General features: G+C 69.8%; 26 protein-coding genes and 2 pseudogenes. 13 read left to right on the top strand and 15 right to left on the bottom strand.

Going from position 1 to position 26,623, the window contains the following annotated elements; genetic code table 11:
- Window positions 1–23 precede the first annotated feature (23 nt).
- Entirely contained in the window at window positions 24–1,616 is a 1,593-nt protein-coding gene (gene lnt, locus IE263_RS24615; RefSeq protein WP_189939931.1) for an apolipoprotein N-acyltransferase, read from the top strand.
- Here the strand turns inward: lnt and IE263_RS24610 are convergent.
- Both IE263_RS24610 and IE263_RS24605 read right to left on the bottom strand, forming a co-directional pair.
- Window positions 1,534–2,445, bottom strand: a complete 912-nt coding sequence (locus IE263_RS24610) for a Gfo/Idh/MocA family protein (protein WP_189939930.1) — start codon at window positions 2,443–2,445, stop codon at window positions 1,534–1,536. The genes lnt and IE263_RS24610 overlap by 83 nt on opposite strands.
- Before the next feature lie 10 nt (window positions 2,446–2,455).
- The gene (locus IE263_RS24605; RefSeq protein WP_189939929.1) at window positions 2,456–3,640 is read right to left on the bottom strand and encodes an FAD-dependent monooxygenase; all 1,185 of its coding nucleotides are present in this window, start codon (window positions 3,638–3,640) and stop codon (window positions 2,456–2,458) included.
- A gap of 95 nt (window positions 3,641–3,735) precedes the next feature.
- On the opposite strand from IE263_RS24605, the gene IE263_RS24600 reads away from it, so the two are divergent.
- From IE263_RS24600 to IE263_RS24590, 3 genes are all read left to right on the top strand, one after another.
- Window positions 3,736–4,392, top strand: a complete 657-nt coding sequence (locus tag IE263_RS24600; protein ID WP_189939928.1) for a TetR/AcrR family transcriptional regulator — start codon at window positions 3,736–3,738, stop codon at window positions 4,390–4,392.
- The gene (locus IE263_RS24595; RefSeq protein WP_189939927.1) at window positions 4,373–4,885 is read left to right on the top strand and encodes a DinB family protein; all 513 of its coding nucleotides are present in this window, start codon (window positions 4,373–4,375) and stop codon (window positions 4,883–4,885) included. The genes IE263_RS24600 and IE263_RS24595 overlap by 20 nt, the downstream gene beginning before the upstream one ends.
- A 117-nt stretch (window positions 4,886–5,002) precedes the next feature.
- Window positions 5,003–5,497: a hypothetical protein gene (locus IE263_RS24590; RefSeq protein WP_229911137.1), complete on the top strand. Its 495-nt coding sequence runs from the start codon at window positions 5,003–5,005 to the stop codon at window positions 5,495–5,497.
- Window positions 5,498–5,538: 41 nt separating this feature from the next.
- Here IE263_RS24590 and IE263_RS24585 read toward each other — a convergent pair whose 3' ends face one another.
- From IE263_RS24585 to IE263_RS24540, 10 genes and pseudogenes are all read right to left on the bottom strand, one after another.
- Window positions 5,539–6,012 (bottom strand): tetratricopeptide repeat protein, encoded by a 474-nt coding sequence (locus tag IE263_RS24585; protein WP_189939925.1) that lies wholly within the window; start codon window positions 6,010–6,012, stop codon window positions 5,539–5,541.
- Window positions 6,013–6,118: 106 nt separating this feature from the next.
- Window positions 6,119–6,802 carry a uracil-DNA glycosylase gene (locus tag IE263_RS24580; RefSeq protein ID WP_189939924.1) on the bottom strand — a complete coding sequence of 228 codons (684 nt, stop codon included), beginning with the start codon at window positions 6,800–6,802 and terminating at the stop codon, window positions 6,119–6,121.
- Window positions 6,803–6,882: 80 nt separating this feature from the next.
- Complete coding sequence (locus tag IE263_RS24575; protein ID WP_189939923.1) at window positions 6,883–8,460, bottom strand: ABC transporter substrate-binding protein; 1,578 nt, start codon at window positions 8,458–8,460, stop codon at window positions 6,883–6,885.
- A 202-nt stretch (window positions 8,461–8,662) separates the two neighbouring features.
- On the bottom strand, window positions 8,663–9,424 hold the full coding sequence (locus tag IE263_RS24570) for an SDR family oxidoreductase (protein WP_189940139.1): 762 nt from the start codon (window positions 9,422–9,424) through the stop codon (window positions 8,663–8,665).
- A gap of 28 nt (window positions 9,425–9,452) precedes the next feature.
- Entirely contained in the window at window positions 9,453–10,214 is a 762-nt protein-coding gene (gene fabG, locus IE263_RS24565) for a 3-oxoacyl-ACP reductase FabG (protein ID WP_189939922.1), read from the bottom strand.
- Window positions 10,215–10,377: 163 nt separating this feature from the next.
- The gene (locus tag IE263_RS24560) at window positions 10,378–10,794 is read right to left on the bottom strand and encodes a DUF3037 domain-containing protein (protein WP_189939921.1); all 417 of its coding nucleotides are present in this window, start codon (window positions 10,792–10,794) and stop codon (window positions 10,378–10,380) included.
- Window positions 10,791–11,546, bottom strand: coding sequence for a HipA family kinase (locus IE263_RS24555; protein ID WP_189939920.1), 756 nt, complete (start codon window positions 11,544–11,546; stop codon window positions 10,791–10,793). Before IE263_RS24555 ends, IE263_RS24560 begins: the two co-directional genes overlap by 4 nt.
- A gap of 79 nt (window positions 11,547–11,625) precedes the next feature.
- On the bottom strand, window positions 11,626–11,961 hold the full coding sequence (locus IE263_RS49560) for a tyrosine-type recombinase/integrase (protein ID WP_268256065.1): 336 nt from the start codon (window positions 11,959–11,961) through the stop codon (window positions 11,626–11,628).
- Between the two features lie 55 nt (window positions 11,962–12,016).
- Window positions 12,017–12,807, bottom strand: a pseudogene (locus IE263_RS24545) (IS256 family transposase); the annotation flags it as partial.
- Window positions 12,808–12,857: 50 nt separating this feature from the next.
- Window positions 12,858–13,442 carry a histidine phosphatase family protein gene (locus IE263_RS24540; protein ID WP_229911155.1) on the bottom strand — a complete coding sequence of 195 codons (585 nt, stop codon included), beginning with the start codon at window positions 13,440–13,442 and terminating at the stop codon, window positions 12,858–12,860.
- Between the two features lie 380 nt (window positions 13,443–13,822).
- On the opposite strand from IE263_RS24540, the gene IE263_RS24535 reads away from it, so the two are divergent.
- The 4 genes from IE263_RS24535 to IE263_RS24520 all read left to right on the top strand — a co-directional run bounded on the left by IE263_RS24535 (window position 13,823) and on the right by IE263_RS24520 (window position 16,844).
- Complete coding sequence (locus IE263_RS24535; RefSeq protein WP_189940138.1) at window positions 13,823–14,488, top strand: response regulator; 666 nt, start codon at window positions 13,823–13,825, stop codon at window positions 14,486–14,488.
- Complete coding sequence (locus IE263_RS24530; protein WP_189939917.1) at window positions 14,485–15,585, top strand: sensor histidine kinase; 1,101 nt, start codon at window positions 14,485–14,487, stop codon at window positions 15,583–15,585. Before IE263_RS24535 ends, IE263_RS24530 begins: the two co-directional genes overlap by 4 nt.
- A gap of 192 nt (window positions 15,586–15,777) precedes the next feature.
- Window positions 15,778–16,128 (top strand): NADH-quinone oxidoreductase subunit A, encoded by a 351-nt coding sequence (locus IE263_RS24525; protein ID WP_189939916.1) that lies wholly within the window; start codon window positions 15,778–15,780, stop codon window positions 16,126–16,128.
- A 38-nt stretch (window positions 16,129–16,166) separates the two neighbouring features.
- A complete protein-coding gene (locus tag IE263_RS24520) occupies window positions 16,167–16,844 on the top strand; it encodes a hypothetical protein (RefSeq protein ID WP_189939915.1) in 678 nt (225 codons plus the stop codon).
- Window positions 16,845–17,462: 618 nt separating this feature from the next.
- On the opposite strand, the gene IE263_RS24515 is transcribed toward IE263_RS24520, so the two are convergent.
- The 3 genes from IE263_RS24515 to IE263_RS24505 all read right to left on the bottom strand — a co-directional run bounded on the left by IE263_RS24515 (window position 17,463) and on the right by IE263_RS24505 (window position 21,139).
- Entirely contained in the window at window positions 17,463–18,764 is a 1,302-nt protein-coding gene (locus IE263_RS24515; RefSeq protein ID WP_189939914.1) for an MFS transporter, read from the bottom strand.
- Complete coding sequence (locus IE263_RS24510; RefSeq protein ID WP_308430660.1) at window positions 18,761–19,930, bottom strand: PLP-dependent cysteine synthase family protein; 1,170 nt, start codon at window positions 19,928–19,930, stop codon at window positions 18,761–18,763. The genes IE263_RS24515 and IE263_RS24510 overlap by 4 nt, the downstream gene beginning before the upstream one ends.
- 798 nt (window positions 19,931–20,728) lie before the next feature.
- Entirely contained in the window at window positions 20,729–21,139 is a 411-nt protein-coding gene (locus IE263_RS24505) for a hypothetical protein (protein ID WP_229911135.1), read from the bottom strand.
- 228 nt (window positions 21,140–21,367) lie between these two features.
- Here IE263_RS24505 and IE263_RS24500 point away from each other — a divergent pair, with 228 nt between their 5' ends.
- The 5 genes and pseudogenes from IE263_RS24500 to IE263_RS24480 all read left to right on the top strand — a co-directional run bounded on the left by IE263_RS24500 (window position 21,368) and on the right by IE263_RS24480 (window position 26,504).
- Window positions 21,368–21,736 carry a BlaI/MecI/CopY family transcriptional regulator gene (locus tag IE263_RS24500; protein ID WP_189939911.1) on the top strand — a complete coding sequence of 123 codons (369 nt, stop codon included), beginning with the start codon at window positions 21,368–21,370 and terminating at the stop codon, window positions 21,734–21,736.
- A gap of 224 nt (window positions 21,737–21,960) precedes the next feature.
- Window positions 21,961–22,590: pseudogene (locus IE263_RS24495) on the top strand (C40 family peptidase).
- Between the two features lie 107 nt (window positions 22,591–22,697).
- A complete protein-coding gene (locus IE263_RS24490; RefSeq protein ID WP_189939910.1) occupies window positions 22,698–23,591 on the top strand; it encodes a DUF5134 domain-containing protein in 894 nt (297 codons plus the stop codon).
- A 225-nt stretch (window positions 23,592–23,816) separates the two neighbouring features.
- Complete coding sequence (locus IE263_RS24485; RefSeq protein ID WP_189939909.1) at window positions 23,817–24,113, top strand: heavy-metal-associated domain-containing protein; 297 nt, start codon at window positions 23,817–23,819, stop codon at window positions 24,111–24,113.
- Window positions 24,114–24,221: 108 nt separating this feature from the next.
- Entirely contained in the window at window positions 24,222–26,504 is a 2,283-nt protein-coding gene (locus IE263_RS24480; RefSeq protein ID WP_189939908.1) for a heavy metal translocating P-type ATPase, read from the top strand.
- Window positions 26,505–26,623 lie beyond the last annotated feature (119 nt).

Genomic DNA, 26,623 nt, shown 5'->3' with positions numbered 1-26,623 from the left:
ACCAGCGGGTAGGGAGGTGCCGTATGAAGACGTTCGGTCCCTGGCTCACCTCCCCGTGGCGGCGCTCGGTCGTCGGGGCGCTGGCGGGTGCGCTGCCCGTGCCGGCGTTTCCGGCGCCCGCCCTGTGGTGGTGGGCGTTCGTCGCGCTGGTCCCCTGGCTCCTGCTCGTCCGCTCGGCCCCGACGGGCAGGCGGGCGGTGTACGACGGCTGGTGCGGCGGCTTCGGGTTCATGCTGGCCATGCATCTGTGGCTGCTGCCGAACCTGCATGTCTTCACCCTGGTGATCGCCGCGCTGCTGGGCGCGCTGTGGGCGCCGTGGGGCTGGCTGGTGCGTCGGTTCCTCGCCGGGGTGCCCTCGGGGAAGCGGGTCGGGGCCGCGCTTCTCGTGCTGCCCTCGGGCTGGCTCGCCGTCGAACTCGTCCGCTCCTGGCAGGGGCTGGGCGGGCCGTGGGGCATGCTCGGGTCCAGCCAGTGGCAGGTGGAGCCGGCGTTGCGGCTGGCGTCCGTCGGCGGGGTGTGGCTGCTCAGCTTCCTGGTGGTGGCCGTGAACGTCGCGGTCGCCGTCCTCGCCGCCGTTCCGGCGCACCGGGTGCCCGCCGTCGCCGGGCTCGTGGCGACCGCCGTCGCCGGGCTCGTGGCGACCGCCGCCGCGACCTCCGCCGCGTGGGTGTGGTCGCCGCGCCCGGACGCCGACGGGCGGCAGACCCGGATCGCCGTCGTGCAGCCGGGTGTCGTCGTCGGCCCCGACCGCCGCTTCGACCGCGAGGAGGAGCTGACTCGCCGGCTCGTCGGGCAGGACGTCGACCTGATCGTCTGGGGCGAGAGCAGCGTCGGCCACGACCTGGACGACCGGCCCGACCTGGCGCGGCGGCTCGCGGCGCTGTCCCGCGCGACCGGCGCCGACATCCTGGTCAACGTGGACGCCCGCCGCTCCGACCAGCCGGGCATCTACAAGAGCTCGATCCTGATCGGACCGGACGGCCCGACGGGCGACCGGTACGACAAGATGCGGCTGGTGCCGTTCGGTGAGTACATCCCGGCCCGCTCACTGCTCGGCTGGGCCACCTCGGTCGGCAAGGCGGCCGGCGAGGACCGCCGGCGCGGCAGCGAGCAGGTCGTGATGACCACCGGGCCCGGGCTGCGCATCGGCCCGATGGTGTGCTTCGAGACCGCGTTCCCCGACATGAGCCGCCATCTGACCGACGCCGGTACCGACGTCCTGGTCGCCCAGTCGTCGACGTCGACCTTCCAGGAGAGCTGGGCGCCCGAGCAGCACGCCTCCCTCGGCGCTCTGCGCGCCGCGGAGACCGGCCGCCCGTTCGTCCACTCGACGCTGACGGGTGTCTCCGCGGTGTACGACGCGAGCGGCCGGCGCCTGGGCCCGTGGCTGGGGACGAGCGCGAGCACCACGGCCGTGTACGAGGTGCCGCTCACGGCCGGCGTCACCCCGTACGTCCGCTTCGGCGACTGGCCGGTGCACGCGGCCCTGCTGGTGCTCGCGGCCGTCTGTCTCACGGAGGGGGCGCGGGCGGTCAGGCTGCGCCGGAACGCTCCCGCACCGCCCGTACCACACGCTCGCACAGTTCATGAGTCGCCAGCGCGTCCCGCGCGCTGAGCACCTTGCCCGCGCGCACGGCGTCGAGGAAGGCCAGCACCGCCTGCTCGATGCCGCGCTGCCGGGCCACCGGAACCCAGTCGCCGCGCCGCCGCACGGTCGGCTGCCCCTTGTGGTCGATGATCTCGGCGAGATTGACGACCTGCCGCTTGCTGTCCTGCCCGGACACCTCCAGGATCTCCTCGTTGGAGCCGCTGAGCCGGTTCATCACGCCCAGCGCGGTGAAGCCGTCCCCGGCGAGCTGGAGCACGACGTGGTGCAGCAGCCCGTCCACGACCCGGGCCCGTACGGTCACGTCGTCCACCGGTCCCGGCACGAGGAAGCGCAGGGTGTCGACGACGTGGATGAAGTCGTCGAGGATCATCGTCCGCGGCCGCTCGGGCAGCCCCACCCGGTTCTTCTGCATGAGGATCAGCTCGCGCGGATGGTCGGCGCACTGCGCGTACCCGGGGGCGTAGCGCCGGTTGAAGCCGACGGCGAGACTCGTCCCGCGCTCCTCCGCGAGCGCCACCAGCCGCTCGGAGTCGGCGAGTTCGTACGCCAGCGGCTTGTCCACGTACGTCGGGACGCCCGCCTCCAGCAGCCGCGTGACGATCTCGGGGTGGGCGACGGTGGGTGCGTGCACGAAGGCCGCGTCGAGGCCCTGGGCGAGCAGCGTGTCGAGGTCCCGGTGACGCTGCTCCTCGGGCACGCGGAGGGTGTCGGCGACTCGGTCGAGGGTCGCCGGGGTGCGGGTCTGGAGGTGCAGTTCGAGCCCGGGCAACGCGCCCAGCACCGGCAGGTACGCCTTCTGAGCGATGTCGCCGAGTCCGATGCAGCCGACCTTCACGGGGGCTCCTTCACTGCTGGTCCGCGCCTGCCTGCACGGCAGCATACGCAGGCTGCGGCGGCCGCCAGTCGGCGATCCCGTCGAAGCCGCGCAGGAACAGCGCCGGTCCGGCCTGGGACAGCGCGGCGATGGCGGTGTTGCGTACGGCCATCAGCGCACGGTTGCTCGTCATGTTGAGCCGGGCGATCCTGACAGCCTGGCGGGCGATGGCCGTCGTACGGGGCAGGCGGGCGGCGGTGTGGGCGGCGAGGTCGTCGCAGTGGTGCGCCAGCACGATCGCGTCCTCGATGGCCTGGTTGCCGCCCTGTCCGAGCGTCGGGGGCATGGCGTGGGCGGCGTCTCCGAGGAGGGCGACGCGGCCGCGGTGGAAGGCGGGCAGTGGCTCGGCGAGGTGGTGGACGTCGTGCCGCAGGACGTCCTCGGGGCGGGCGGCGGCGAGGACGGCGGGGATCGGGTCGTGCCAGTCGCCGAAGCGGCGCAGGAGTTCGGCCTTCTCGTCGTCGGGCGCGCGTTCCCCGGCGGGGGTCATGGCGGCGGCGTAGGCGTAGACCCGGCCGTCCTTCAGGGGGTGGGTGCCCCAGATGCGGCCCCTCCCCCAGGTCTCGTGCGAGGCGAACTCCACGCCGGGGACCGGGATCACCACCCGCCAGGTGGTGAAGCCGGAGTAGACGGCGCCGGGGTGGCCCGGGAACAGCGTCCGTCGTACGGCGGAGTGGATGCCGTCGGCGGCCACGACCAGGTCGGCCTCCAGCTCGCCGTCGGGCGTCCGTACCCGGGCCGGCCGCCGGGCGTCGCCGGGATCGGCCAGGGTCGCGGCGGCGGCCGTGCGGACGGCACCCGGAGGGAGCTGGGCGGCCAGGCTGTCGATGAGGGTGGCCCGGTGCAGCAGGACGAGCGGACCGCCGAAGCGCTCGGCCGCGGCGGCGGCACGTGCGCGCGAGAGCCAGCGCCCGCCGGGGGTGCGCAGGCCTCCGTCACCCTGCCATGCGGCCAGGTCGCGGATCTCGTCGCCGAGCCCGATGACGTCCAGTGCGCGCAGGGCGTTGGGGGCCAGGGAGATGGCCGCACCGACCGGTTCCAGGGAACGGGCCCGCTCCAGGACGGTGACCTGCCACCCGGACTGATGCAGGGCCGCCGCCGCGGTCAGGCCCCCGATCCCGCCACCGATGACGACCGCGTGTCTCGACTGTGCCATGGCTCCTCCTGGCCTCCGAGCGCTCCCACTACATCTGTAGTGAGCCGATTCGTCGACCGTACTACAGACGTAGTGCGACGGGTAGGTTGACCACCATGTCCGTACCTACCGCTCCAAGCGCCTCGCGCGCCGACCTCGTCGCCGACACCGCTCTCGCCCTGCTCGCCGAGCGCGGTATGCGCGGGCTCACGCACCGGGCCGTCGACGAGGCGGCCGGGCTCCCCCAGGGCTCCACCTCGAACCTCGCGCGCACCCGGCAGGCGCTCCTGGAGCTGGCGGTGCGCCGCCTCGCCGACCGTGAGGCCCGGGTGCTGGCTCTGCACGAGATGCCGGATCCGCAGGCCGGTTCTCCCGCCGTGGTGGACGCTCTCGCCCTGGCGACACACCGCGCCCTGACCCGCCATCGCGAGCTGACGCTCGCCCGCTACGAACTGGCCCTGGAGGCCACGCGCCGGCCCGAGCTGCGGGCCCACTTCGACGCGGCCGGAGCCCGCTTCCGGGAGCAGCTCACCGCTCTCGTCACGGCGATGGGCTCGACGGACCCGGCCCGGCATGTGCTGTCGCTGGTGGCCTGGGCGGACGGGCTGATGTTCAGCTGCGTGGCCGGTTCGTTCCACGCGGAGACGCCGAGCCCGGACGAGGTGCGCGCCGGGCTGCGGGAACTGCTCGCCGGGATGCTCGGGGCAGGAAAACCCGTGGTGGGACCGCGCACGCCCGGGACACGATGTGTCCATGACGACTCAGCGCAGTGAACCCGCCCCGACCGCCGGCGAACGCGCCATGCTGGAGGGCTGGCTGGACTACCACCGGCAGACCCTGGCGTGGAAGTGCGAGGGCCTCACCGACGACCAGCTCCGCACCGCCTCGGTGCCGCCGTCCGAGCTGTCCCTGATGGGGCTGGTGCGGCACATGGCGGAGGTGGAACGAGGCTGGTTCCGCAAGGTCCTCATGGACGACGACCCCGGCCCGATCTACTACAGCGACGAGGACCGAGACGGCGAGTTCCACCTCACCGAGCAGGACAGCTGGAAGGAGGCGTACGCCACCTGGCAGGCCGAGATCGACATCGCCCGGCGCCACGCGGCCGACTTCGATCTGGACGACATCTCCCGGGGCAGGAGCCGGTTCTCCGGGAATGCGTTCAGCCTGCGCTGGATCTACACCCACATGATCGAGGAGTACGCCCGCCACAACGGCCACGCCGATCTGATCCGTGAGCGCATCGACGGCGTCACCGGCGACTGACGTGCCGTCAGCCCGAGCGGGCGGACGCCCCTCGCAAGGGGTGGTGGATCACCCGGTTGGGGCATCCTGCGCCGGTCCGCCCTGCCTGTGGGAGCGGGACCCAGCAGAGTGGCGCGGGTGCATCGAACGACGACGACTACCGCAGCGCTTCTGCTGACCGTGGCGGTCTCGGCCCTGGGCGGCTGCGTGACCGTCCAGCACTCGCCCGTGCCGGGGCCCCCGACGGCGTCCTCCCGGCCGTCCGCGCCCCGGCCGGACAGGGAGGCCGAGACGCAGGTCGTGCAGGCCCCGGCCCAGGAGGCGCTGGAGATGGTCGGTCCGGATCGCGGGCCGGAGTCGTCGCCACCCCCTGAGCGGCGGCGGGCCGCCCCGGCGGCACCGGTGCGGCAGCCGTCGCCCCGTTCCCACCCGCAGCCGCGTCCGCAGCCCCGGCCGGATCGTCCGGAGCCTCGGCGCCCCGCGCAGCCGCGGGTCGAGATCCCCGACGTGGACAAGGACGCGGAGAAAGGGGTGCGGGGGAGCACCGATGTGTGCGCCCTCGGCAGGAAGTACGGAGGCTGGCGGGCGGACAGCCCGGAGGCGGTGATCTGCGAGAGGACGTACGGGCGTTAAGGGCCTGTCGGGCGTCTGCGGCAGGATCCGCCGGACCGGCCCTACGCCGGCCCGCCGGAAGCCCCCTCCCCCAGCCGCAGCTCCATCCTGCTGATCGCCGCCCGTACCCCGTCCCCGTAGCTGTCGTCGCGCAGCGCGCCGGCGGCTCGTCGTGCCCGGCGGACATGGGTGCGGGCGGCCTCGGAGCGGCCCAGCTTCTCGTAGTCGGCCGCCAGGTTGAGGTGCAGCGAGGGGTACAGCGCCCGCACCTCGAGGGAGCCTTCGTGTTCCTCCGCCGCCGTGAGGGCCCGGAGGTCCCAGGCCAGTTCGTCGAAGGGGTCGTCCTGGGTGTCGGCCAGGTAGTGGGCCAGGGTGCAGCGGTGCAGGGGGTCGCCGTCCTCGCCGAGCTCCGTCCACAGGTCGAGGAGGCGGCGCCGGGCCTCCTCGCGGTCTCCCCCGTGGTGCAGCATCACGACCTGTCCGATACGTGTCAGCACGGCGTCCGGCGTCGCCTGCCCCTGTCGTTGCTCCGCCACCGCATGCCCTCCTTGCGTCGTTGCGACGACGCTAGCCGCAGGCGGCGGCAATCCCGGTCAGGCAGCACCGGGCCGGTCCGAGGAGGGACCGGCCCGGCGGTCGTTTTCAGCCCAGGTTCGGGATCGTCCAGTCGATCGGCTCGTGGCCCTGCTGGGCCACCGCCTCGTTGATCTGCGTGAACGGGCGGGAGCCGAAGAACTTCTTCGCGGACAGCGGGGAGGGGTGCGCGCCCTTGACCACCACGTGCCGGCTCTCGTCGATCAGGGGCAGCTTCTTCTGCGCGTAGTTGCCCCACAGGACGAAGACGGCCGGGTCGGGCCGGTCGGCCACGGCGCGGATGACCGCGTCCGTGAACTTCTCCCAGCCCTTGCCCTTGTGCGAGTTCGCCTCGCCGGAGCGGACGGTGAGGACCGCGTTGAGCAGCAGCACGCCCTGCTGGGCCCACGGCATGAGGTAGCCGTTGTCCGGGACGGGTGTGCCCAGCTCTTCGTGCATCTCCTTGTAGATGTTGCGCAGCGACGGCGGGATCTTCACGCCGGGCCGCACCGAGAAGCACAGACCGTGACCCTGGCCCTCGCCGTGGTAGGGGTCCTGGCCGAGGATCAGCACCTTCACCCGCTCGTACGGGGTGGCGTCGAGCGCGGCGAAGACCTCCTCCCGCGGAGGGTAGACGGGACCCCTCGCTCGCTCCTCCTCGACGAACTCCGTCAGCTCCTTGAAGTAGGGCTGCTGCAGTTCGTCGCCCAGGACCCCGCGCCAGGACTCGGGCAGCATGGCGGTGTCGGTCACGTCAACGTCCTCCGTTGTGCGGTCACTTCCAGGCCACAGAACCTACAGGTGACCACTGACACTCGGCCCCGCGGTCCGCCCTACCAGCTGGTCTTGCGGGACAGTTCCCACATCATCATGATCGTCGACGGGTCCAGCGCGCGCTCGGCGCCCGAGACGTCCTCGTTCGCGGCGATGTACTGCTTGCCCTGCCACAGCGGCAGCAGCCGGGCTTCCTCGACGAGGATCTGCTGGGCCTCCTGGAACTCCTTCACCACGTTGGCGCGGTCGCTCTCCTCACGGGAGCGGGGCAGCAGCACCTGGGTGATCTCCTTCTGCGGGTAGGGCGTGCCGAGCGCGTTCTGCTCACCGACGAAGGGGGCGATGAAGTTGTCGGCGTCCGGGAAGTCGGGGGCCCAGCCGCGGCCGAACACCGGGTACTCGCCGTTCTGGTAACCGAGGACGTAGGTCTTCCAGGGGCGGCTCTTCAGGGTGACCTTGAACAGACCCGAGGCCTCGAGCTGGCTCTTGATCTCCTTGAACTCCAGGGCGGTGTCGGAGCCGTAGCGGTCGGTGGTGTACCAGAGGGTGAGCGGGACGGGCTCGGTGATGTCGGCGTCGGCGAGGATCGCGCGGGCCTTGTCGGCGTCGGGCTCGCCGAAGTCGTCGAAGAAGGCGGTGGTGTGGCCGGTCAGGCCCTTCGGGACCATCGAGTACAGCGGGTCGACGGTGTCCTTGTAGACCTTGTGGGCGATCGCGGGCCGGTCGATGACCTGGGCGACGGCCCGGCGGACGGCGAGCTTGTTCGCCATGGGGTCCTTGGGGTTGAAGACCAGGTAGTTGATGTTGCTGCTGTCGCCCTCGATGAGCTGAAGCCCCTGGTTGTCCTCGTCCTCCAGGGCGACGATGTCGTCGCCGGCGAGACCCTGGTAGGTGAGGTCGATCTGCCCGCCGCGCAGGGCCTTGACCATCGTGCCGGAGTCCTGGAAGTAGCGGATGGTCACGGCGTCGTTGCGGCGCTCGGCGAAGCCCTTGTAGCGGTCGTTGCGCACGAGTTCGGCCTGCTTGCCCTCGTCGTACCCCTCCAGCTGGTACGGACCGGAGCCGACGATGCCGCCGTCCTTGCGCAGCGACTTCGCGGGGTAGTCGTCGGGGGAGACGATCGACATGCCCGGGGTGGCGAGCACGAACGGGAAGGTGGCGTCGGCCTTGTTGAGCTGGAAGACGACCTCGCGGTCGCCGCGCACCTGGACCCGGTCGAGGCTGCCGAGCAGACCGGCGGGGCCGGTGGGCGCGTTGATCTCCTTGATCCGGTCGATCGAGTGCTTCACGGCATTGGCGTCGAGCTTGTCGCCGTTGGAGAAGGTGAGGCCCTCGCGCAGTTCGCAGCGGTACGAGCGGTTGGAGGTATCGGTGAACTCGCAGCTCTTGGCGGCGTCCGGCTGGGGCTCGGTCGCGCCGGTCGGGTAGGAGAGGAGGGTCTGGTAGATGTTGCGGAACAGCTCCCAGGAGCCGTCCCAGGAGGCGGCGGGATCCAACGTGCTGGGCGCACTGGTGGTGCCCACGACGATCGGCCCGGCGTCGTCGGAGCCTTCCTCTCCCAGGAGACTGCATCCGGCCACCAGGGATATGGACACGATCGCCGCCAGTTGCTGCAAGGATCGGTTCCGGTTGAACACGCGCACGCTCCTCGATCTGCCATACCAAGGGTCGGCAGACCATACCGCAGCGCCACGCCGGGTGAACCCGTGGTCCGTACAGCGGTCTTGATCACATCGACTGACGACGTTGTCATCACGCTACGCGGTGCCCCCACGACGACATGGGCGCCGCTTCCGTGGGGGAAGCGGCGCCCATGTCCGTTTTGCGGCGCGGGTCGGGTCAGCCGACGCCGGCGTTGAGGAAGATGCCGCCGTCGACGACGAGCGTCTGGCCGGTGACCCAGTCCGACTGCTCCGAGGTCAGGAACGCGGCGGCGCCGCCGATGTCGGAGGGCACGCCGAGCCGGCCCAGCGGGTAGGAAGCGGCCGCTTCCGCCTCCCGGCCCTCGTACAGGGCCTGCGCGAACTTGGTCTTCACGACGGCCGGGGCGATCGCGTTGACCCGCACCCTGGGCGCGAACTCGTGCGCCAGCTGCTGGGTCAGGTTGATCATCGCGGCCTTGCTGACGCCGTAGGCGCCGATGAAGGGCGAGGCCGACAGGCCGGCGACGGAGGCGATGTTGACGATCGCGCCGCCGTTGTCCTTCTGCCAGGCGTGCCAGGTGCGCTGGGCGAAACCGAGCGCGGAGATCACGTTGGTCTCGAAGACCTTGCGTGCCACGTCCAGGTCGAGGTCGGCGATCGGTCCGAACACCGGGTTCGTACCGGCGTTGTTGACCAGGTAGTCGACGCGGCCGAAGGCCTCCATGGTGCGCTCGACCGCGGCGGCCTGGTGGTCGGTGTCGTGGGCCTTGCCGGCGACGCCGATGACGCGGTCGGCGCCGAGCTTGTCGACGGCCTCCTTGAGGGCGCCCTCGTTCCGGCCGGTGATGCAGATCCGGTCGCCGCGGGCGAGGAGCGCCTCGGCGACGCCGTAGCCGATGCCGCGGCTGGCGCCCGTGACGAGGGCGACCTTGCCGGAGAGTGCGGGCAGTTCAGTCATGTCAGTCATATCGGGGTTCTCGTGATCCCTAGTCGAGCGGTCCGCCGGCGACGTACAGCACCTGGCCGGAGACGAAGCCGGCGGCCTCGCCCGTGAAGAAGGCGATCGCGTTGGCGATGTCGTCGGGCTCGCCGACGCGCGCCACCGGGATCTGGGTGGCGGCGGCGGCCTTGAACTCCTCGAAGCCCATGCCGACGCGGGCGGCGGTCGCGGCGGTCATGTCGGTGGCGATGAAGCCGGGGGCGACCGCGTTGGCGGTGATGCCGAACTTGCCGAGCTCGATGGCGAGGGTCTTGGTGAAGCCCTGCAGACCGGCCTTGGCGGCGGAGTAGTTGGCCTGGCCACGGTTGCCCAGCGCGGAGGACGAGGAGAGGTTGACGACACGGCCGAAGCCGGCGTCGACCATGTGCTTCTGGACGGCCTTGGTCATCAGGAACGAGCCGCGCAGGTGCACGTTCAGGACCGTGTCCCAGTCGGAGACGCTCATCTTGAACAGCAGGTTGTCGCGGAGCACGCCCGCGTTGTTGACGAGGATCGTCGGCGCGCCGAGCTCCTCGACGACGCGCGCGATCGCCGCCTCGACCTGGGCCTCGTCGGAGACGTCGGCGCCGACCGCGATCGCCCGGCCGCCCGCGGCGGTGATCTTCTCGACGGTGTCCTTGCAGGCGGCCTCGTCGAGGTCGATCACCGCGACCGCGCGGCCCTCGGCCGCCAGCCGTACGGCGGTGGCGGCGCCGATGCCGCGTGCCGCGCCGGTGACTACTGCGACCCGCTGCTCAGTGGTGGACATTGCTGGATCTCCTCGCCCTCGAGAAAGCCTGAACGCCTGGGGTTGGTCCTCTGCGGCTCCACGGTACGCCCGTCAGGTGAGCGACCGCTTAGTACCTTCGGCACAGGTGACGCTAGAAGCCATGGCACCCGGTGTCAACGGCACACCCGGCGCATGTGATCCATTACCTCACCAGGAGGTCCAGCAACCGCTGTGCCTCGGCCGCGGGATCGGTGGTGAGCCCGGTGTGCACGGGCCCCGGCTGGACGACCGTCGAGCGGGGCGCGATCAGCCAGCGGAAGCGCCGCCCGGCGTCGTCCGCGGCCGCCTGCCCGGCCCCCGCACCGCCGGCGCACACGCTCTCGACGGCGCTCAGTGCCGCTCGCACGCCGGCCACGTCCGCGTCCGGGTCGAGGGCCAGCAGCCGCGCCTCGTCGAGGTAGGTGCGGGCGCCGACGAAGGCCTGGGCGCGGCAGTAGACGAGCACGCCGGCGTTGATGCACTCGCCGCGCTCGACGCGGGGGACGACGCGCAGCAGGGCGTACTCGTAGACGTCCCGGTCGTTCGCCTCGCTCGCCCTGATGATGTGGCGCTCGTTCACTCGGCCCCCTTGATGCGTTCGTGGATGACGGCGGCGCGCGCGAGGAGGGGTGCCGCGTAGGCACGGCGCAGCGCGTCCGGGGTGTCGAAGCCGGGCTCGTCGGCGAGCCAGACGTCCGGGATCTCGGCGGTGACCTCGGCGAGGAGGTCGGCGGTGACCAGAGGGGCCAGCTCGGCGGCCGCGGCGGCGGTGTCCGGCCGGAAGCGGGCGAGGGCGTGGTCCGTGGCGTCGTAGGGGCGGGCGGCGGAGGTCTCGGCGGAGGGCCAGTTGTGGTGCCAGATCATGGTGGCGCCGTGGTCGATGAGCCAGAGGTCGCCGCGGTGCACGAGCAGGTTGGGGTTGCGCCAGGAGCGGTCGACGTTGTTGACGAGCGCGTCGAACCACAGGATCCGGCCGGCCTCCTCGGGGCCGACCGGGAAGGCGAGCGGGTCGAAGCCCAGGGCTCCGGACAGGAAGTCCATGCCGAGGTTGGTGCCGCCGCTGGATCTCAGCAGTTCCTGCACCTGCTGGTCGGGTTCGCCGAGCCCCAGCACCGGGTCGAGTGCGACGGTCACCAGGCGGGGCACCCGCAGGCCCAGCCGGCGGGCGAGTTCACCGCAGACCACCTCGGCGACGAGCGTCTTGCGGCCCTGTCCGGCGCCGGTGAACTTCAGGACGTAGGTCCCGAGGTCGTCGGCCTCCACGAGCCCCGGCAGCGAGCCGCCCTCACGCAGAGGCGTGATGTAACGGGTCGCGGTGACTTCAGTCAGCATTTTCCCAGGCCATCTATCTAGGTTGCCTTGCATTCAATGGCACACCGGTGACGCGCACAGCCCAGAGAGTCAGCCGCGATCAGCCCTGGGGAGAATCTGGGGAGTTTCGACTGGCACACTGATCTGCAGAGCTCCCCAGCAGTCCGTCAATGGCGTTGCGCCCCTTGCTGCCGGCCTCCGGCATGAAGTGAGCATAGTAACCGAGCGTGACAGCAGGTGAGGAGTGCCCAAGCCACCGCGCCAACGTCACCACAGACTCCCCCGCCTCCAGCATGATCGAGGCGTAGGTGTGCCTCAGCACGTGGAAGCCGTCCTTCGGTGCCGCCCCCCACTGCCACCGCTTCGCCCCCTTGAGGCGCGGCGGGATGATACCGGCCTGGGCCGGCGCGGGCTTCCAGGTGTATGGGTTCCACATGTTCACTGCCACCGCGTTGCCGAATCGCGTGGTGAGCAAATGGGAGAACTTCGGCACCGCGAGTGACCTTGGTGCGGAGCTTGACCGTGGAGAACGTCGACTCGATGGGGTTCGTGGTCCGCAGGTGGATCCAGTGCTCGGCTGGGAAGTCGTAGAACGCCAGCAGCTCCTCCCGGTCTCGGTAATCTTCGCGACGGCCTTGGGCACTTCACGCCGTAAGTCTTCGCGAACGCCTCGATGGCCTTCTCGGCGTGCGCGCGGTCCTCGGCGTTGTAGATCTCCGCCTTCGTTGCACCCGACTGCGCGGACTTCGGCAGGCAGTTCGTGACATTTCGGGCCTTGGGACCCAGCACCGCTGGTGCCGGGCAGCCGGGAACACCTCGGCCAGCGTCTTCCACAGCCCCATCGCGCCGTCGCCGATCACCAGCTCGGGATCACGCATGCCACGCCTGCGGCAGTCGCGCAGCAGGTCGGCCCACGACTCGGTGGACTCGCGCAGGCCCTCGGCCAGCGCGATCAGCTCCTTGGTGCCGTCCAGGCGAACCCCGAGCAGGACCAGAACCGCTTGCGCTCGCCGGTGGCCTCGTCCACGCGCTTGTCGTTCACGCGAGGGGCCTTCACCTCCACCGGGCCGGCCGCGGTGACCACGGTGCGGGGCCGGTGGTGGCCGTTGCGGACCACCAAGCGGCGCCCGGCTCCGTCGGTCTCCGCCGCCAACTCGGCTATGTACTGGTGGACTTCGGCCTCCAGCGCGGCGGCGAGCATCCGGCGGGCGCCCTCGCGCACGATCTCGTCGATCAGGGAACCGGACTCCATGGAACCGTCGGCAGTGACTACGCTGAGCACGGACGTGCCTTCCCGACCCGCGCTGCGAACGCGGGCCTACTCGGTGACCATCAAGAGATCATTCGGGAAGGTGCGCCCTCCGCGTCCCTCCCAGGGCTGATCCACAGGTCTTGAGCATTGCTCACGGCGCTCTCCCACGTAGACGGACCTGGTTCCAACGATCGGCAACGCGGTGCAAGAGACACCATGACCAGAGGTGGCACTTCGAGGTGCCAGAAGGCTCTCACAGGTGCTGACAGAGCGTGCACAAGCGCAGCCCGAATAACGGCTGGTTCGGTGACAGCCAGTATGTGGTCCGTTTGAGACGGCAGACTGCTCAGCCAGTTCGTGAACCGTTGGCAGAGCTGGCGCACGGACTCGCCACCGTGAGGCGTGGCATCGGGGTCGGTCAGCCAAGCGGAGAACCGGTAGGGGTCGGTGGCGGCGACTTCGGCGGCTGTGCGGCCGCGCCACTCTCCGTAGTCAAAGTCGCGTAGCGCGGGCTCGAGTGCGGCCTTGAGGCCGAGGACTTGAGCGGTCTGCGCACAGCGGGCCGAAGGTCCCCGGAAGGCTGCCGAGTATCGAGGCAGGGCTGTGACGGTGGTGCCTGCTTCCCCCAGGCCGGACTTACTCAGGGCACCGTCATCGAAGACCACGCCGCCGGTGTCGTCCCCGGCGACCGCACGCAGAATCGTCAGACAGATCGTCACGTGACTGATCCCTTCCTGCCCAACAGCAGCCGGATGGCTTCTTTCGGCCCGATATCACGGAGGCTCTGGTTGCGTGATGCAAGCTTTGTGCTTCTGCCGGTCGGCTGATCAGGCAGACGGGTGTGGTGGCGATGCGGGGCACGACCTCCGACCTCCACAGTCAGGCAAAGCTGCACACGGCAACCATCCGGCACATGTCCGGAACCGGCCCCGCCGACTGGCTGGCACACCCCCGCCACCTGGCCGCATGCGGTGTCGGGCACCCGCAGGACCGCCCCCGGCGTGGTACGAATCGGACAGTGGGCCCTATGGCGACTGGAGCACGCGTGATCCGGGTGATGGTGGTCGACGACGAGGCATTGATCCGTACGGGCCTCCAGCACATCCTCGAGGCGACCGACGGCATTGAGGTCGTGGCGGCGGTTCCCGGCGGTCAGGCAGTCCGAACGGCGCAGGAAAAACGTCCCGATGTCGTGCTGCTGGACATCCGGATGCCTGACGTGGACGGCCTCACCGTCCTGGCCTCTCTCCGTCGGTTGCCGCACCCTCCCGTAGTGGCCATGCTCACGACGTTCGGCATGGACGAGTACGTTGCCACGGCACTCCGCTCGGGCGCCGCCGGCTTCCTGCTCAAGGACACCGACCCCGAGCAACTGCCCTCCCTGGTACGAGCCCTGGCCGACGGCAGCACCGTGCTGTCGTCCAAGGTCACCCGGACCGTCGTGGACGGCTACCTGAACGCCGGCCTACAGGAAGACGCCGCCCGCAGTCTCGACCGGCTGACCGACCGCGAGCGCGCCGTACTCACATCCATCGCCGAGGGACTGTCCAACACCGACATCGCCGCACGGATGCACCTGAGCACCGGCACGATCAAAGATCATGTCAGCGCCATCCTCACCAAATTGGAGGTGGGCAGCCGCGTCCAGGCCGCCCTGCTCGCGGAACGAGCCGGCCTGCTCAAGCCGCCGCGGGACCAGAAGAGATCATGAGCACCCGCCTGCCCGCCCCGCTGCTGGACGCCGCCCTCGTCGGAGCCTCTCTGCTCGATGTCTGGGCCCATCTCGACACCTCCGAGCCACTGCGCATGGTCTGCGCCCTGGCCGCCGCCTTCGCTCTTCTTCTGCGCCGTCATCTGCCGCTGCTCACTTTCCTGCTCACCCTCCCCGCCGTCCTCCTCTCCGACGCGGTGATCGCCGCCCTGGCCGCGCTGTACACACTCGCCTCACTCACCCGGCGCCGCGCCCTCCTGGCCGTCTGTGCGGTGGCGTTCACGTTCAGCGACAGGACCTCGTGGCCCTCACCGGACCTGGACCTGTCAGCACCGTCGACCTTCATCGCCCTGGCGTACACAGCGGCAACGGCGGCCGCACCCGTCTTCCTCGGCCAGCTCGTCCAGACGCGACGTGATCTGTCGCTGCGACTCGCCGAGATCTCCCAGGCGCGCGACCACGAGCGGCAGCTGACCGCCCAGACCGTGCTGGCCAAGGAACGCACGACACTCGCTCGAGAAATGCACGACGTGGTCTCCCACCAGGTCAGCCTTATCGCGGTGCGGGCCGGAGCACTCCAGGTCGGCAGCCGGGACGCAGAAGTAAGACAGGCCGCGGCCACGATCCGGAGGCTGAGCGTGCAGACCTTGGACGAGTTGCGGCACATGGTCAGCGTCCTGCGTGCCTCCGGGAGCCGTCCCACGGAACTGGTCCCGCAGCCCACCCTGGCCGACCTCCAGCAACTGGTCGACAACAGCGGCATCGAGGCCGAGCTGCGGACGGACCTGTCCGGCAGCCTTCCACCGCCAGTGCAGCGCGCTGTCTACCGCACCGTCCAGGAGGCCCTGACCAACGTGCGCAAGCACGCCCCCGGCGCGTCAGCGGCCATCCGCATCAGCCAGAAGGGAACGAATGTCCGTGTCACCGTCACCAATACGGCACCGACCCGACCCGCTCTGCCCCTTCCCAGTGCCAACCACGGCCTGGTCGGGCTGCGTCAGCGTGCCGAGCTCCTCGGCGGCACCGTCACCTGCGGACCCACCACAGACGGCGGCTACCAACTGTGCCTGCAACTCCCATCCGACGGCACGTGGTGACCAGGCGCACCCTGGTGATCTTTGGCGTGGAGACGGGCGAGACGACCCGTCGGTCTGGACAGGGCGACCTCGGCGGGCCGGGAGAGATCGGGCACTCCGCTTACGCAGAACGGCGCGGAGGCGTTGTTCTCGACGAGCATGGTCGGGCGTGCCTCCAAGGGGCCGCTGGCTGGAGACGAGAGCATGGTCGGGATGAGTGAATGGGAACCCTTACTGGTTCTCCTCGGTGTCGTCACCGGTGGATCTCTGGCCTTGTACGGGTTGAGGGCGTGGCTCACCGAAGGTCGGGAACCATTGGACGCCGGCCCGTTCAGCGGAGGGCTGTCACCGCAAGAGCATGCCTTCTCCCGATTCCATGTGCGCTGGTACCCGGTCACCATGATTTTCCTGGCCTTCGACATGGAGATGCTGTTCATGTACCCGTGGGTGAAGGTGGTGTCCGACGTCGGCACGAGTGCCGTTGTCGAGATGTTCCTGTTCCTCGGAATCCTGTTCGCGGGTGTCGCTTATGCCTGGCGCGAGGGGGCGTTCCGATGGGCCTGAGAGGCGCGCTAAGACACGCGGCCGCTTCCCGACCGGGAGTGCTGCTGGTCGGATGGCCGGGCTCGACGGCGATCAGGCTGGCGGCCGAGGCCGAATTGCGTCGGCTGGGGTGGCCGGTGGTCGATGGACCGGCCGCTGCGGACCTGCTGGTCGTCGCTGGATCGCCCGAGTCGACCGACGCCGGCTGGTTGGACGCCGTGCGGCGGCAGGTGCCGAGCCCGAAGGCGCTGGTAACCCTGAGCCGAATCGCCGACGTGGAAGAGAAGCTGGCCGCAGGCACCGCTTTGCTCACCCAGGGCGGGCAGGAGCCCCAGACCACAGAGGAGGGTGCGGCTGCCGCCGAGGTCCAGCCGTCTTCACCGGCGAAGGATCACCATTCCAAGGGGCGTCCTGCCCGCGAAGCGCACCACCCTGGAACCGGAAACGACGCTCAGCACGACCACCAGGGACACCACAAGCCCTCTCATGAGCACGACGAGCACTCCGATCACCAGGAGTCGTCCGAGCACGAGCATCACAACGGCTCTGCCGATCAGCACGAATCCGGGGAGGAGCAAGGTCCCTCCGCTCACGACGGTCACGCAGGGCACGGCATGGGTGAAATGACCATCGCAGGGCTGCCGATGGCCGACGCGCCGACGATCGTGACGAGTTGCGGCTCGATCTCCTCCATGTCCCACTGGGTCCCGCCCTCAACGACTGGCCGCACGGCCTGATCCTGCATCTCTCCCTCCAAGGTGACCTTGTCCAGGAGGCCGAGGTCGCCCACGTCCAGGTCGACTCCGCCTCCGATCCGTTCTGGAGCGAGCCCTGGCTGCGGGCCGCCTGCGGTGAGCACGTGACCCGCAACAGTGCGGCCCGCCGTCGGTGTGGAGCCCACCTGGACAGTCTCGGGCGGTTCCTCGCGGTGGTCGGCTGGAGGGACTCCGCCGCACGCGCGCGCCGACTGCGGGACGACGTGCTTGCGGGCGTGCCCGCCGAACAGCTTCGTCCGGAACTGCTGAAGCTGATCCGCAGAGTCGAGCGGTCGCTCGCATCAACGCGGATGGTGCGACAGCGAGCAATTGTCGAAGAGGTAAGGCCCACGTCTCCACCTCGGCCTGAACATCGTCGGCTACGTCATCGTCGGCCTGTTCTTCGCCACCTGGGCGCTGGCCCTGGTGGTCTGGAAGGTCGGCCGCATCGAGGAGAAAACGGACAGCGAGCCTGGCCAAGTCAGCCGCCGCTGAATTCAGGGACCGAGTAGCGCCGGGCACGGTCCTGCTCGGTGAGTGCCACGTTCAAGGGGGCGGGTGCTGGACAGCGCCCGCCCCCTTGGACCTGTTACGGCAGGGTCAGGCAGTGACGTGCTGCGGCTCAGCGGCCCGGGTCGTCAAGCGGTCGGCGCGGCGCAGACCGTACAGAGCGGCCGCGCATGCGAGGCCAAGCGCACACAAGCAGATCCACGGCAGCGCGGGCATCCCTGCCTCGCGGGCGGCGTCGAGCGCCGCGCCGGTGAGAAGGTTGCCGAGGGTGATTCCGATTCCGCAGATGGTGTTGTAGAGCCCGTAGTGCGTGGCGACGAGACGGTCACCGGAGAGGCGGACGATGGTATCCATCTCGAAGGGATAGGCGATCATCGTGCCGACGGCCAGCAGCAGCGCGGCCAGCATGGGCGGTACTGCGGCCAGCAGCCACAGGCCCACACCGGAGTCCGGGACGGGCACTGCACTGGCCGGCAACAGGGGCACGAAGGCCAGGCCCATAGCGGCCAATCCCCGGGTAAGGGCCTGGCCCGGCTCGTAGCGGGCCTTGCACCAGGCAGTCACCCGCGTCTGGCCGACGATCGTGCTCAGGCCGGAGACGGCGAAGAGCGCGGCCACCGCTGCTGTGCCGAACTCACCGTCACCGCCAACCCGTCGTACCTCCAGCGGCAGCGCGAGATAGACCTGGAAGGAGAGGACGTACGAGCCGATCATGGCGCCGGAGAAGAGCAGGAACGGCCGGTTGGCGAGGATGCCGCGCCACTGGGCCAGTACGCCGTCGCGGTCCTGTCCCTCCTTGCCGCCCTTGGAGTCGTCGGCCCGTCGTGTCGGCAGCGCACGAATCTGCACGATGCTGAGCAGCGCGAAGATCCCGGCCGCGACCAGGCAGGTGACGCGGAAGTCCACGCCGGTCAGCACCATGCCCACGAGGGGGCCCAGCAAGATCCCGGCCTGGTAGAAGACGTTGAACAGGGCGAACGCCTCGACCCTGCGCTCCCCCGCGTCCGCGGCGAGATACGCCCGGACCGCCGGGTTGAACAGCGCGCCAGCCAGACCGGTGGCCGCGGAGGCGGCGATCAGGGCGGCCAACGAGTCGACCAGGCCGAGGGTGGCGAATCCGACCGTGCGCAGCACGCAACCGGCCACGATCATCGGCTTGTAGCCGAGGCGGTCGGCGAGCGTCCCGCCGACGAGGAACATGCCCTGCTGGCTGAAGTTGCGTACACCCAGGACCAGTCCGACGACCCAACCGGCAAGTCCGAGGGTCCCGGACAGGTGGGCGGCCAGGTAGGGCATCAGCATGTAAAAGCCCAGGTTGATGGTGAACTGGTTGACCATCAACAGCTGGACGCTGCGCTCGTAACTGCGTACCTGTGCGAGGGTGCCCTTCACCGGCTCTCCTCCACAGCGTCGGCGTGACGGCGTCCGGCGTTCTCGCCGGTTCCTTCCTCGCGGTCAAGTGCGTCGAGCACGTCGGATTCCTTTGCCGGCTCGGCCAGGATGAGCGGATCGACCACGGTGGTGCATCGGGTCCAGCGAGCGACCTCCTTCTCGTCCACGCGCCCGATCACCTCCGGTTCCGGAGCAGGAGGGACGTCGAGGAGGCCGTGCGCGGCGCAGTAATCGTCGTCGAAGACCGTCCCGAGGTAACGCTGCGGGCCATCGGGGAAGATCGCGGCGATCCGGGTGTCGGTGGGCTGGGTGCGGGCCAGCCATCCGGCGACCAGGGCGACGGCACCGACGCTCCACCCTCCGGTGGCGTAGTGCGACGTGGCCAACTGGCGGCAGGTCCACACCGCCTCGGCCGGGGCCACCCAGTGGACCTCGGAGAAGTTCTCGTAGGCGACATTGCGGGGGTAGATGCTCGACCCCAGGCCCCGCATCAGCCGCGGTCGGGCCGGCTGGCCGAAGATCGTGGAACCGATGGTGTCTACACCGACCACCTTAAGCTCGGGGTAGAGCTGCTTCAGCACCCGGGAGACGCCGGCGGAGTGCCCGCCCGTGCCGACACTGCACACGAGGACGTCGATGTGGCCCAGCTCGGACGCCAGTTCCAGGGCGAGCGGGGTGTAGGCAGTGGTGTTGTCCGGGTTGTTGTACTGATCCGGGCACCACGAACCCGGATGCTGCGCCATAAGCTGCTCTACGCGCTGACGGCGAGCCTGCTGCCAGCCGCCGGTGGGGTGCTGCTCCGAGACGACGTTGACCTGGGCGCCGTACGCGGTCAGCAGCCGGGTCATCGACATCTCCAGCCCGGGGTCGGTGACCAGAGTGACCGGGTGGCCGTACACCATTCCGGCCAGGGCGAGGCCCAGTCCGAGAGTGCCGCTGGTGGACTCGATGATCCGAGCGCCGGGGCGCAGGTCGCCCCGGGCGCGGGCCCGCTCCACCATGTGCAGACCCGGCCGGTCCTTGATGCCGCCGGGGTTGAAGCCCTCCAGCTTCGCCCAGAAGCCGCGGTCCGGGGGCGTCAGGGGCTGGGACACCCGCAGCAGCGGCGTGTTGCCCACCAGCGCCGACAAAGCGGACCGCTCGGGCACGGCGGCGGTATTCGTCATTGACTGCATGTCTTTTCGCTCTCGCTCGATGAATACGCGGTGCACGTTCATCTCGCGCCACGGCCGCACAGCGGACGGTCACTCCGTCCGGGGTTGTGGGGCCGTCGCGCGGCAGCCGAGCGGGGGCCGGCTGCGAGGGAGAGGTCTAGATACGCCACCGCGAGGTGCGAACAAGCGCGGTTCTACCTGCACGTCTTATGCGGGTTCGGAACTGCCGACGCTGGGGCTGCGGCCGTACGAGAGCCTCGGGTACGTCGGCGAACGCCGTCGTCCCGGCCTCAGCGGGTGGATGGTGAGCGGCCTGAGCCGTCGTGCGGGCAGCCCCGTCCAGGCCACACTCCTCGGCCCCATGGTGCCGATGCGGCCCATGAGGCACCACATCGCTCGCCACCGCCGGCCATCCAGAGGCCGTGGCGACGGCGGGTGTCAGCCGGTCCGGCTCTTCGAGCCGGCCATGCATAAAGCTGCACAGCCCGAGCACTACGAGCAAGGCTGCGGACAGCAGAGCAAGAATTGGGTGCTGCCGACGCGAGTCGGCCGGTGCACGCAAGGCAGGCGTGGGTGTACGGGAGTGTGTCGGCACAGGTCCTCCGTGCACTCGCCCCCTTCGGCCACAGCGTCAGCCACGGCAGAGGGGAACGGCGGGCATGGGTGGGGGTAGCACGGCATCGACGACGCAGAGCCGGAGTCACCCCTGTGTGCGGGGGATCTGGTGCTCGTCGCGCACGAGTCGGCGAGCCGGTCCCACACCCGTTGGCAGGCGTGGCCGGAACAGCCGAAGGAAGAGGACTACCGCTTCTAGACCTGCTGAACCACGGACAATCTCAGAGCCGTTGACGACGCGGCAGACAGCGCCCACTCGTTGAGGCTCAGCCTGCCCGAAACGCGCCCGACGTTGGTCGATTCGCTGACCGACACTGCAAAGCACGGCGGCGTCAGCACCGGACCCTGCTGCGGCTGGCCGGAGACGCAGTGCTCACTTGTATGCGAGGAGCCATGACCACCGCCCGGCTCGCCTATCACAACGAGCCGGGGCGCGGCCTGCTCGCCCTCGGCTCCGAGGATCTCCTCGTGCAACATGGCCACAGGCGCTGCAGCGCTGGTCACCAGGTGTCCTTTGGTGCTCTCGGCGCTCAGCCCATGGGTGGACACGATGCCGAACAGCAACACGACCATGGCCAACACGCGCAGCAACGGACCCGCAGACATGCGAGCCCGCACCAGGCGCGGGAGTGGCCAAGCCGTAATCATGCCGTGATACTAACGGCTCGTAGACCTTGGTCCGTCAACTCCCGCACCACAGCGCGTTAACGAGCCACACACATGACCGGTTTGCTTCGGCGATGACTCCGGACGATCGACCATAACGCTCCTGACCTGCGCCCCGAGTGGGCGTTCTACTATGAGCCTGCGTAGAGCGGCGATCTGGGAGCGACCATGCGGCGGCTGGGGGAACTCGAGGCGGAGATCATGGACCGCCTGTGGCGCTGGAAGCGCCCTGCGACGGTGCGGGAGATCGTCGACGACATCAACAAGGAGCGGCCACTCGCCTACACCACCGTGATGACGGTGGCGAACATCCTTTACAACAAGGGCTGGCTACTACGCGAAAAGCAGGGTCGCGCCTGGGCATACTCCCCGGTCCGGACGCGCGAGCAGTACGCGGCCGCGCTGATGGAGGATGCGCTCGGCGCCAGCGAGGACCATCCCGCGGCCTTTGCCCACTTCGTGGAGCAGATGAGCCCGGAAGAGGTCAGCGCCCTGCGCCAAGCACTGCGCAAAGCAGGACTAAAGGACCACTTCTGAGCAAGTCACGCTAATCGGGCACTCGGTCGCAAACTCCCCTGCTTTCTCGGACTGAATTGCGACTTCATCTACGAACCTACTAAGTTTCTTGCGACTCTGATCCGACCCGAATGGCACAGTCCGCGGACGGCATCCAGCGTCGGCCGCGAGGTGAGCAGAGGAGCTGTCGCAGGACGGGATCCCACCGCCGACCGAAGCCGCCGAGCCGCTCACGGCTCGCCGCCCTGGCCGCGACAGCCGGGACCGTCTCCCTGCTGCCGACGCAGAGCCAGGCCGCACCGAAACCGTCGGTCGACGAGGTGCGCCAGCAGATCGCGGAGCTGTACGAGGAGGCCGAGAAGCCGACCGAGGAGTACAACGCGATCCCCGAGAAAAAAGTGGCACTCCAGAAGGAAGCCAGACAGGCCCAGGATCAGGTGGCGGAGCAACAGGCCGAGATCAACGAACTGCGCGGCAAGATGGGTCCGGTGGCCGCCGCTCAGTATCGCAACGGTGGCCTGGACCCGAGTGTGCAGTTGTTCCTCTCCTCCGACCCGGACGACTACCTGGGCCGGGCGGAGGCGCTCGGCCGGTTCGACCGGCCCGAACTCCTTCGACTGCTCGGGTCTGACGGGCGCCGCAGGGCGCTGGCCGGTGTCTCGCTGCCGCGCACCGTCCAACAGCAGTACTCGGCGGGGCGGCAGGTAGCGAGGTCGGACCTGCAGCCGGGCGACATCATCTACTGGTACAACAGCAGCCAGCACAACGGCCTGTACATAGGCAACGGCAAGGCGATCCATGCCCCGCGCACCGGCAAGAACGTCGAGATCACGCCGCTCGACGCGATGCCGCACTTCGCGGCCACCCGTCCCTGACTACTAATCTACTTAGCAGATACTGAGCACTCCCCCACCCCGGTGCGTACTAAGTCCTAGCAGTCGCCACTCACGTGGCTCAGCGGGACGCACAAAGAAGGGTGGACATGGGAACTCTGGCTCTGAGCTGGTCCATAGCGGCGCTCTCCGCTCTGGTCGCCGCCGTCAGCGCGGTGCGGGTCGTGACCACGAGCGGTGAAAGCCGTTACGCCGCGGGCGGTGACCTGCTGATGGGGCTGTGCATGGCCGCCATGGCCCTGCCCGCGACGGCAGCCTGGTACGGGGGACACGGCATGTGGTGGTCGGGGCTGTTCGCTCTCCTCGGACTCGGCGCCGTAGTGCTGGCCGTCAAGCACACGCGCGAATACGGCTGGAAGGAAGGCCGCCACTGGGTACACCTCATCGTGGGCAGCGCCGGCATGGTGATCATGACTCTGGCCATGACGACCACGTCGTCCGGACCTGTCCTCGCGCTGGGCAGCGGTCATGGCCACGGTTCCGCGATGCCAGGCATGCCGGACATGGAGGATGCGGCGGGCATGCACCACTCGGCCGGAATGGAGGGCATGGCCGGCATCGAGTCCTCGCACGGGGCGGGTGCGGCGGACATGAGCGGTCACGCCTCGGCCGCCGGAGCGGACGCCTCGTCATCGTCTTCTCTCTGGCGTTTCGTGATCGCCGCGCTCGCCGTCTACTTCCTGCTGTCGATCGCCGCGTCGGTGTGGGCACGCGCGCGCGGCACCGACAGGACCGTTCTCACAGCAGGCCGAGAGAACGGTCGGCGCCGCAGTTGGGGGCGCTGGCTGCTCTCGATGCCGGACACGGTCGTCGTCTATCTGGCGTCGCTGACGCTATCCGTGTGGGACAAGGCGCGCACGACGGAACGAGGTCGCCACGGCGGACGTCGCCGCAGGACCGGCGCCACCCCTGAGGCGGCCCTCGCCGCTCACGTCGGCATGGGCGGGACCATGTCCGCCATGCTGCTCATGATGGTCGCCTAGCGGCCGGGGGCTCCGGCGACGGCGGGGGCCAGATCCTTTTCGGCAGCTCCACCTGCTGGACCGATACGGGCGCAGTGCGCCACAAGAGTTGTGAGGAGCCGGGAGATGTGGGCGGCCCCACAGCTCGGGAATACCCCAGGGGGGTATATTGTCGAGTCGTTCGGGAGGAGCGGGGATGAGCCCCTCCCGAAGCGTCCACGCATCGACACCCGAGGAAGAAAAGCCATGACCGACCTGAAGAACTCCGGCTCCTGCTGCTCCACCGACGGTTCGTGCCACTCCGGCGCTGCGGCCGACGCTCAGGGCGGCGCGATCACCACCGTCTACAAGGTGTCCGGCATGACCTGCGGGCACTGCGAGGGCGCGGTCTCGCAGGAGATATCCGCGCTGGACGGCGTCACCGCGGTCGCCGCGGTCGCCAAGACCGGTGAGGTGACAGTCACCTCTGCCGCCCCGCTCGACGAGGAGGCCGTCCGTGCCGCCGTCGACGAGGCGGGTTACGAGCTCGTCGGCACGGCGTGAGCCCGTCCGGGGCCGGGTGGCCCCGGACCACGCGTTTCCTCCCCGCCGGGACGTGCCGCTCCGCTGATACGGACGCCGTACGTCCCGGCCTTCCCCAGGAGAATCTCCATGACCAGCACGGCTCCCGAGAAGACGCTTCCCGACAAGGCACCTGCGCCCGTCTCCGAGATCGAGCTCTCCATCGGCGGCATGACCTGCGCCTCCTGCGCGGCCCGCATCGAGAAGAAGCTCAACCGCATGGACGGCGTCACGGCGACCGTCAACTTCGCCACCGAGAAGGCGAAGATCTCCTATCCGGACGGAATCGAAGTCGCCGACCTCATCACCACCGTCGAGAAGACCGGCTATACCGCCGCGGAGCCGCCCCCTCCTACTCCTCCGGGCGGCGACGGCGAGGTCCGGAGCGCACCGCCCGTCGCGGACAACGAGCCGCTCTCTCTACGGCAGCGTTTGTTCACGTCGCTCGCACTGTCGGTGCCGGTCGTCCTGATGGCGATGGTGCCGGCCCTGCAGTTCGACAACTGGCAGTGGCTGTCGTTGACTCTCGCCGCGCCGGTCGTCGTCTGGGGCGCGTTCCCCTTCCACCGGGCCGCCTGGACGAACGCCCGGCACGGCGCCGCGACCATGGACACCCTGGTGTCCATCGGCACGCTCGCCGCCCTCGGCTGGTCGCTGTGGGCGCTGTTCTTCGGACACGCCGGCATGCCGGGCATGCGGCACGGCTTCGAGTTCACCATCTCCCGTTCCGACGGCTCCTCCTCCATCTACCTGGAGGCCGCGGCCGGGGTGACCACGTTCATCCTCGCCGGGCGCTACCTGGAGGCGAGGTCGAAGCGCAAGGCTGGTGCGGCGCTGAGGGCGCTGCTGGAGCTCGGCGCGAAGGACGTCTCCGTACTGCGGGGCGGCACGGAAGTGCGCATTCCTGTGGCGCAGTTGGCGGTCGGCGACCGGTTCGTCGTACGCCCCGGCGAGAAGATCGCGACCGACGGGACCGTCGTCGAGGGAGCCTCCGCAGTCGATGCCTCCATGCTGACCGGGGAATCCGTACCTGTGGACGTGGGCGTCGGTGACGCCGTGACCGGGGCGACGGTGAACGCCGGCGGGCGGCTCGTCGTCGAGGCGACCCGGGTCGGCGCCGACACGCAGCTGGCCCGTATGGCGAAGCTGGTCGAGGACGCACAGAACGGCAAGGCCGAGGTGCAGCGCCTCGCCGACCGGATCTCCGGCGTCTTCGTCCCCGCAGTCCTGTTGATCGCTGCCGCCACCCTCGGCGCCTGGCTCGGCGTCACGGGTGACGCGACCGCCGCGTTCACGGCCGCCGTGGCCGTCCTGATCATCGCCTGCCCGTGCGCGCTCGGGCTCGCGACGCCGACAGCCCTCATGGTCGGCACGGGCCGCGGCGCCCAGCTCGGCATCCTGATCAAGGGTCCCGAGGTCCTGGAGTCGACCCGCCGCGTCGACACGGTCGTCCTCGACAAGACCGGCACCGTCACCACCGGCCGGATGCAGCTCCAGGACGTGTTCACCGCACCGGACGTGGACGAAGGCGAACTGCTACGACTGGCAGGCGCGCTGGAACACGCCTCCGAGCACCCGATCGCCCAGGCGATCGCGGCCGGCGCCATCGAGCGGGCCGGAAGCCTGCCGGTACCTGAGAACTTCGAGAACGTCGCCGGTCTCGGCGTCCAGGGCGTCGTCGATGGACACGCCGTACTCGTCGGCCGCGAGAAGCTCCTCAAGGAGTGGGTCATCGAGCTGCCTCGCGAACTGGCCGAGGCCAAGGCCGCCGCCGAGGCAGAGGGGCGTACGGCAGTTGCCGTGGCCTGGGACGGCAAGGCGCGCGGTGTACTGACCGTCGCGGACGCGATCAAGGAGACCAGCGCCGAGGCAGTGGCCGAGCTGCGCAGGCTGGGGCTGAAGCCGGTGCTGCTGACTGGGGACAACCAGCTTGTCGCGCAGTCAGTCGCCCGGGCCGTCGGCATCGACGAGGTGATCGCCGAAGTCCTGCCGCAGGACAAGGTAGACGTCGTAAAGCGGCTCCAGAACGAGGGCCGTACGGTCGCCATGGTCGGCGACGGTGTCAACGACGCGGCCGCCCTCGCCACCGCCGACCTCGGCCTGGCCATGGGCACCGGAACGGACGCGGCGATCGAGGCAGGCGACCTGACCCTCGTGCGCGGCGATCTGCGGGTGGCGGCGGACGCGATCCGTCTCTCCCGTAAGACCCTCGCCACCATCAAGGGCAACCTCTTCTGGGCCTTCGGCTACAACATCGCCGCGCTGCCGCTCGCCGCCTTCGGCATGCTCAACCCGATGATCGCCGGTGCCGCAATGGCCTTCTCATCGGTGTTCGTCGTCACCAACAGTCTGCGTCTGCGCTCCTTCAGGTAGGCCCTCCGAACCGCTCACCGCCGCCTGGCCGCTGTCCGCGCAGGACAGCGGCCAGGCGGCGTCTTTCTGTGCGGAAAACTTGGCCGGCCATACCCCTTCCATACCCCCTGGGGGTATGT

It is taken from the genome of Streptomyces aurantiogriseus, assembly GCF_014649375.1.
Taxonomy (GTDB): Bacteria; Actinomycetota; Actinomycetes; order Streptomycetales; family Streptomycetaceae; genus Streptomyces; species Streptomyces aurantiogriseus.
The sequence above is the reverse complement of the archived record's forward strand: the minus strand, read 5'-3'. Positions and strand labels throughout refer to the sequence as shown.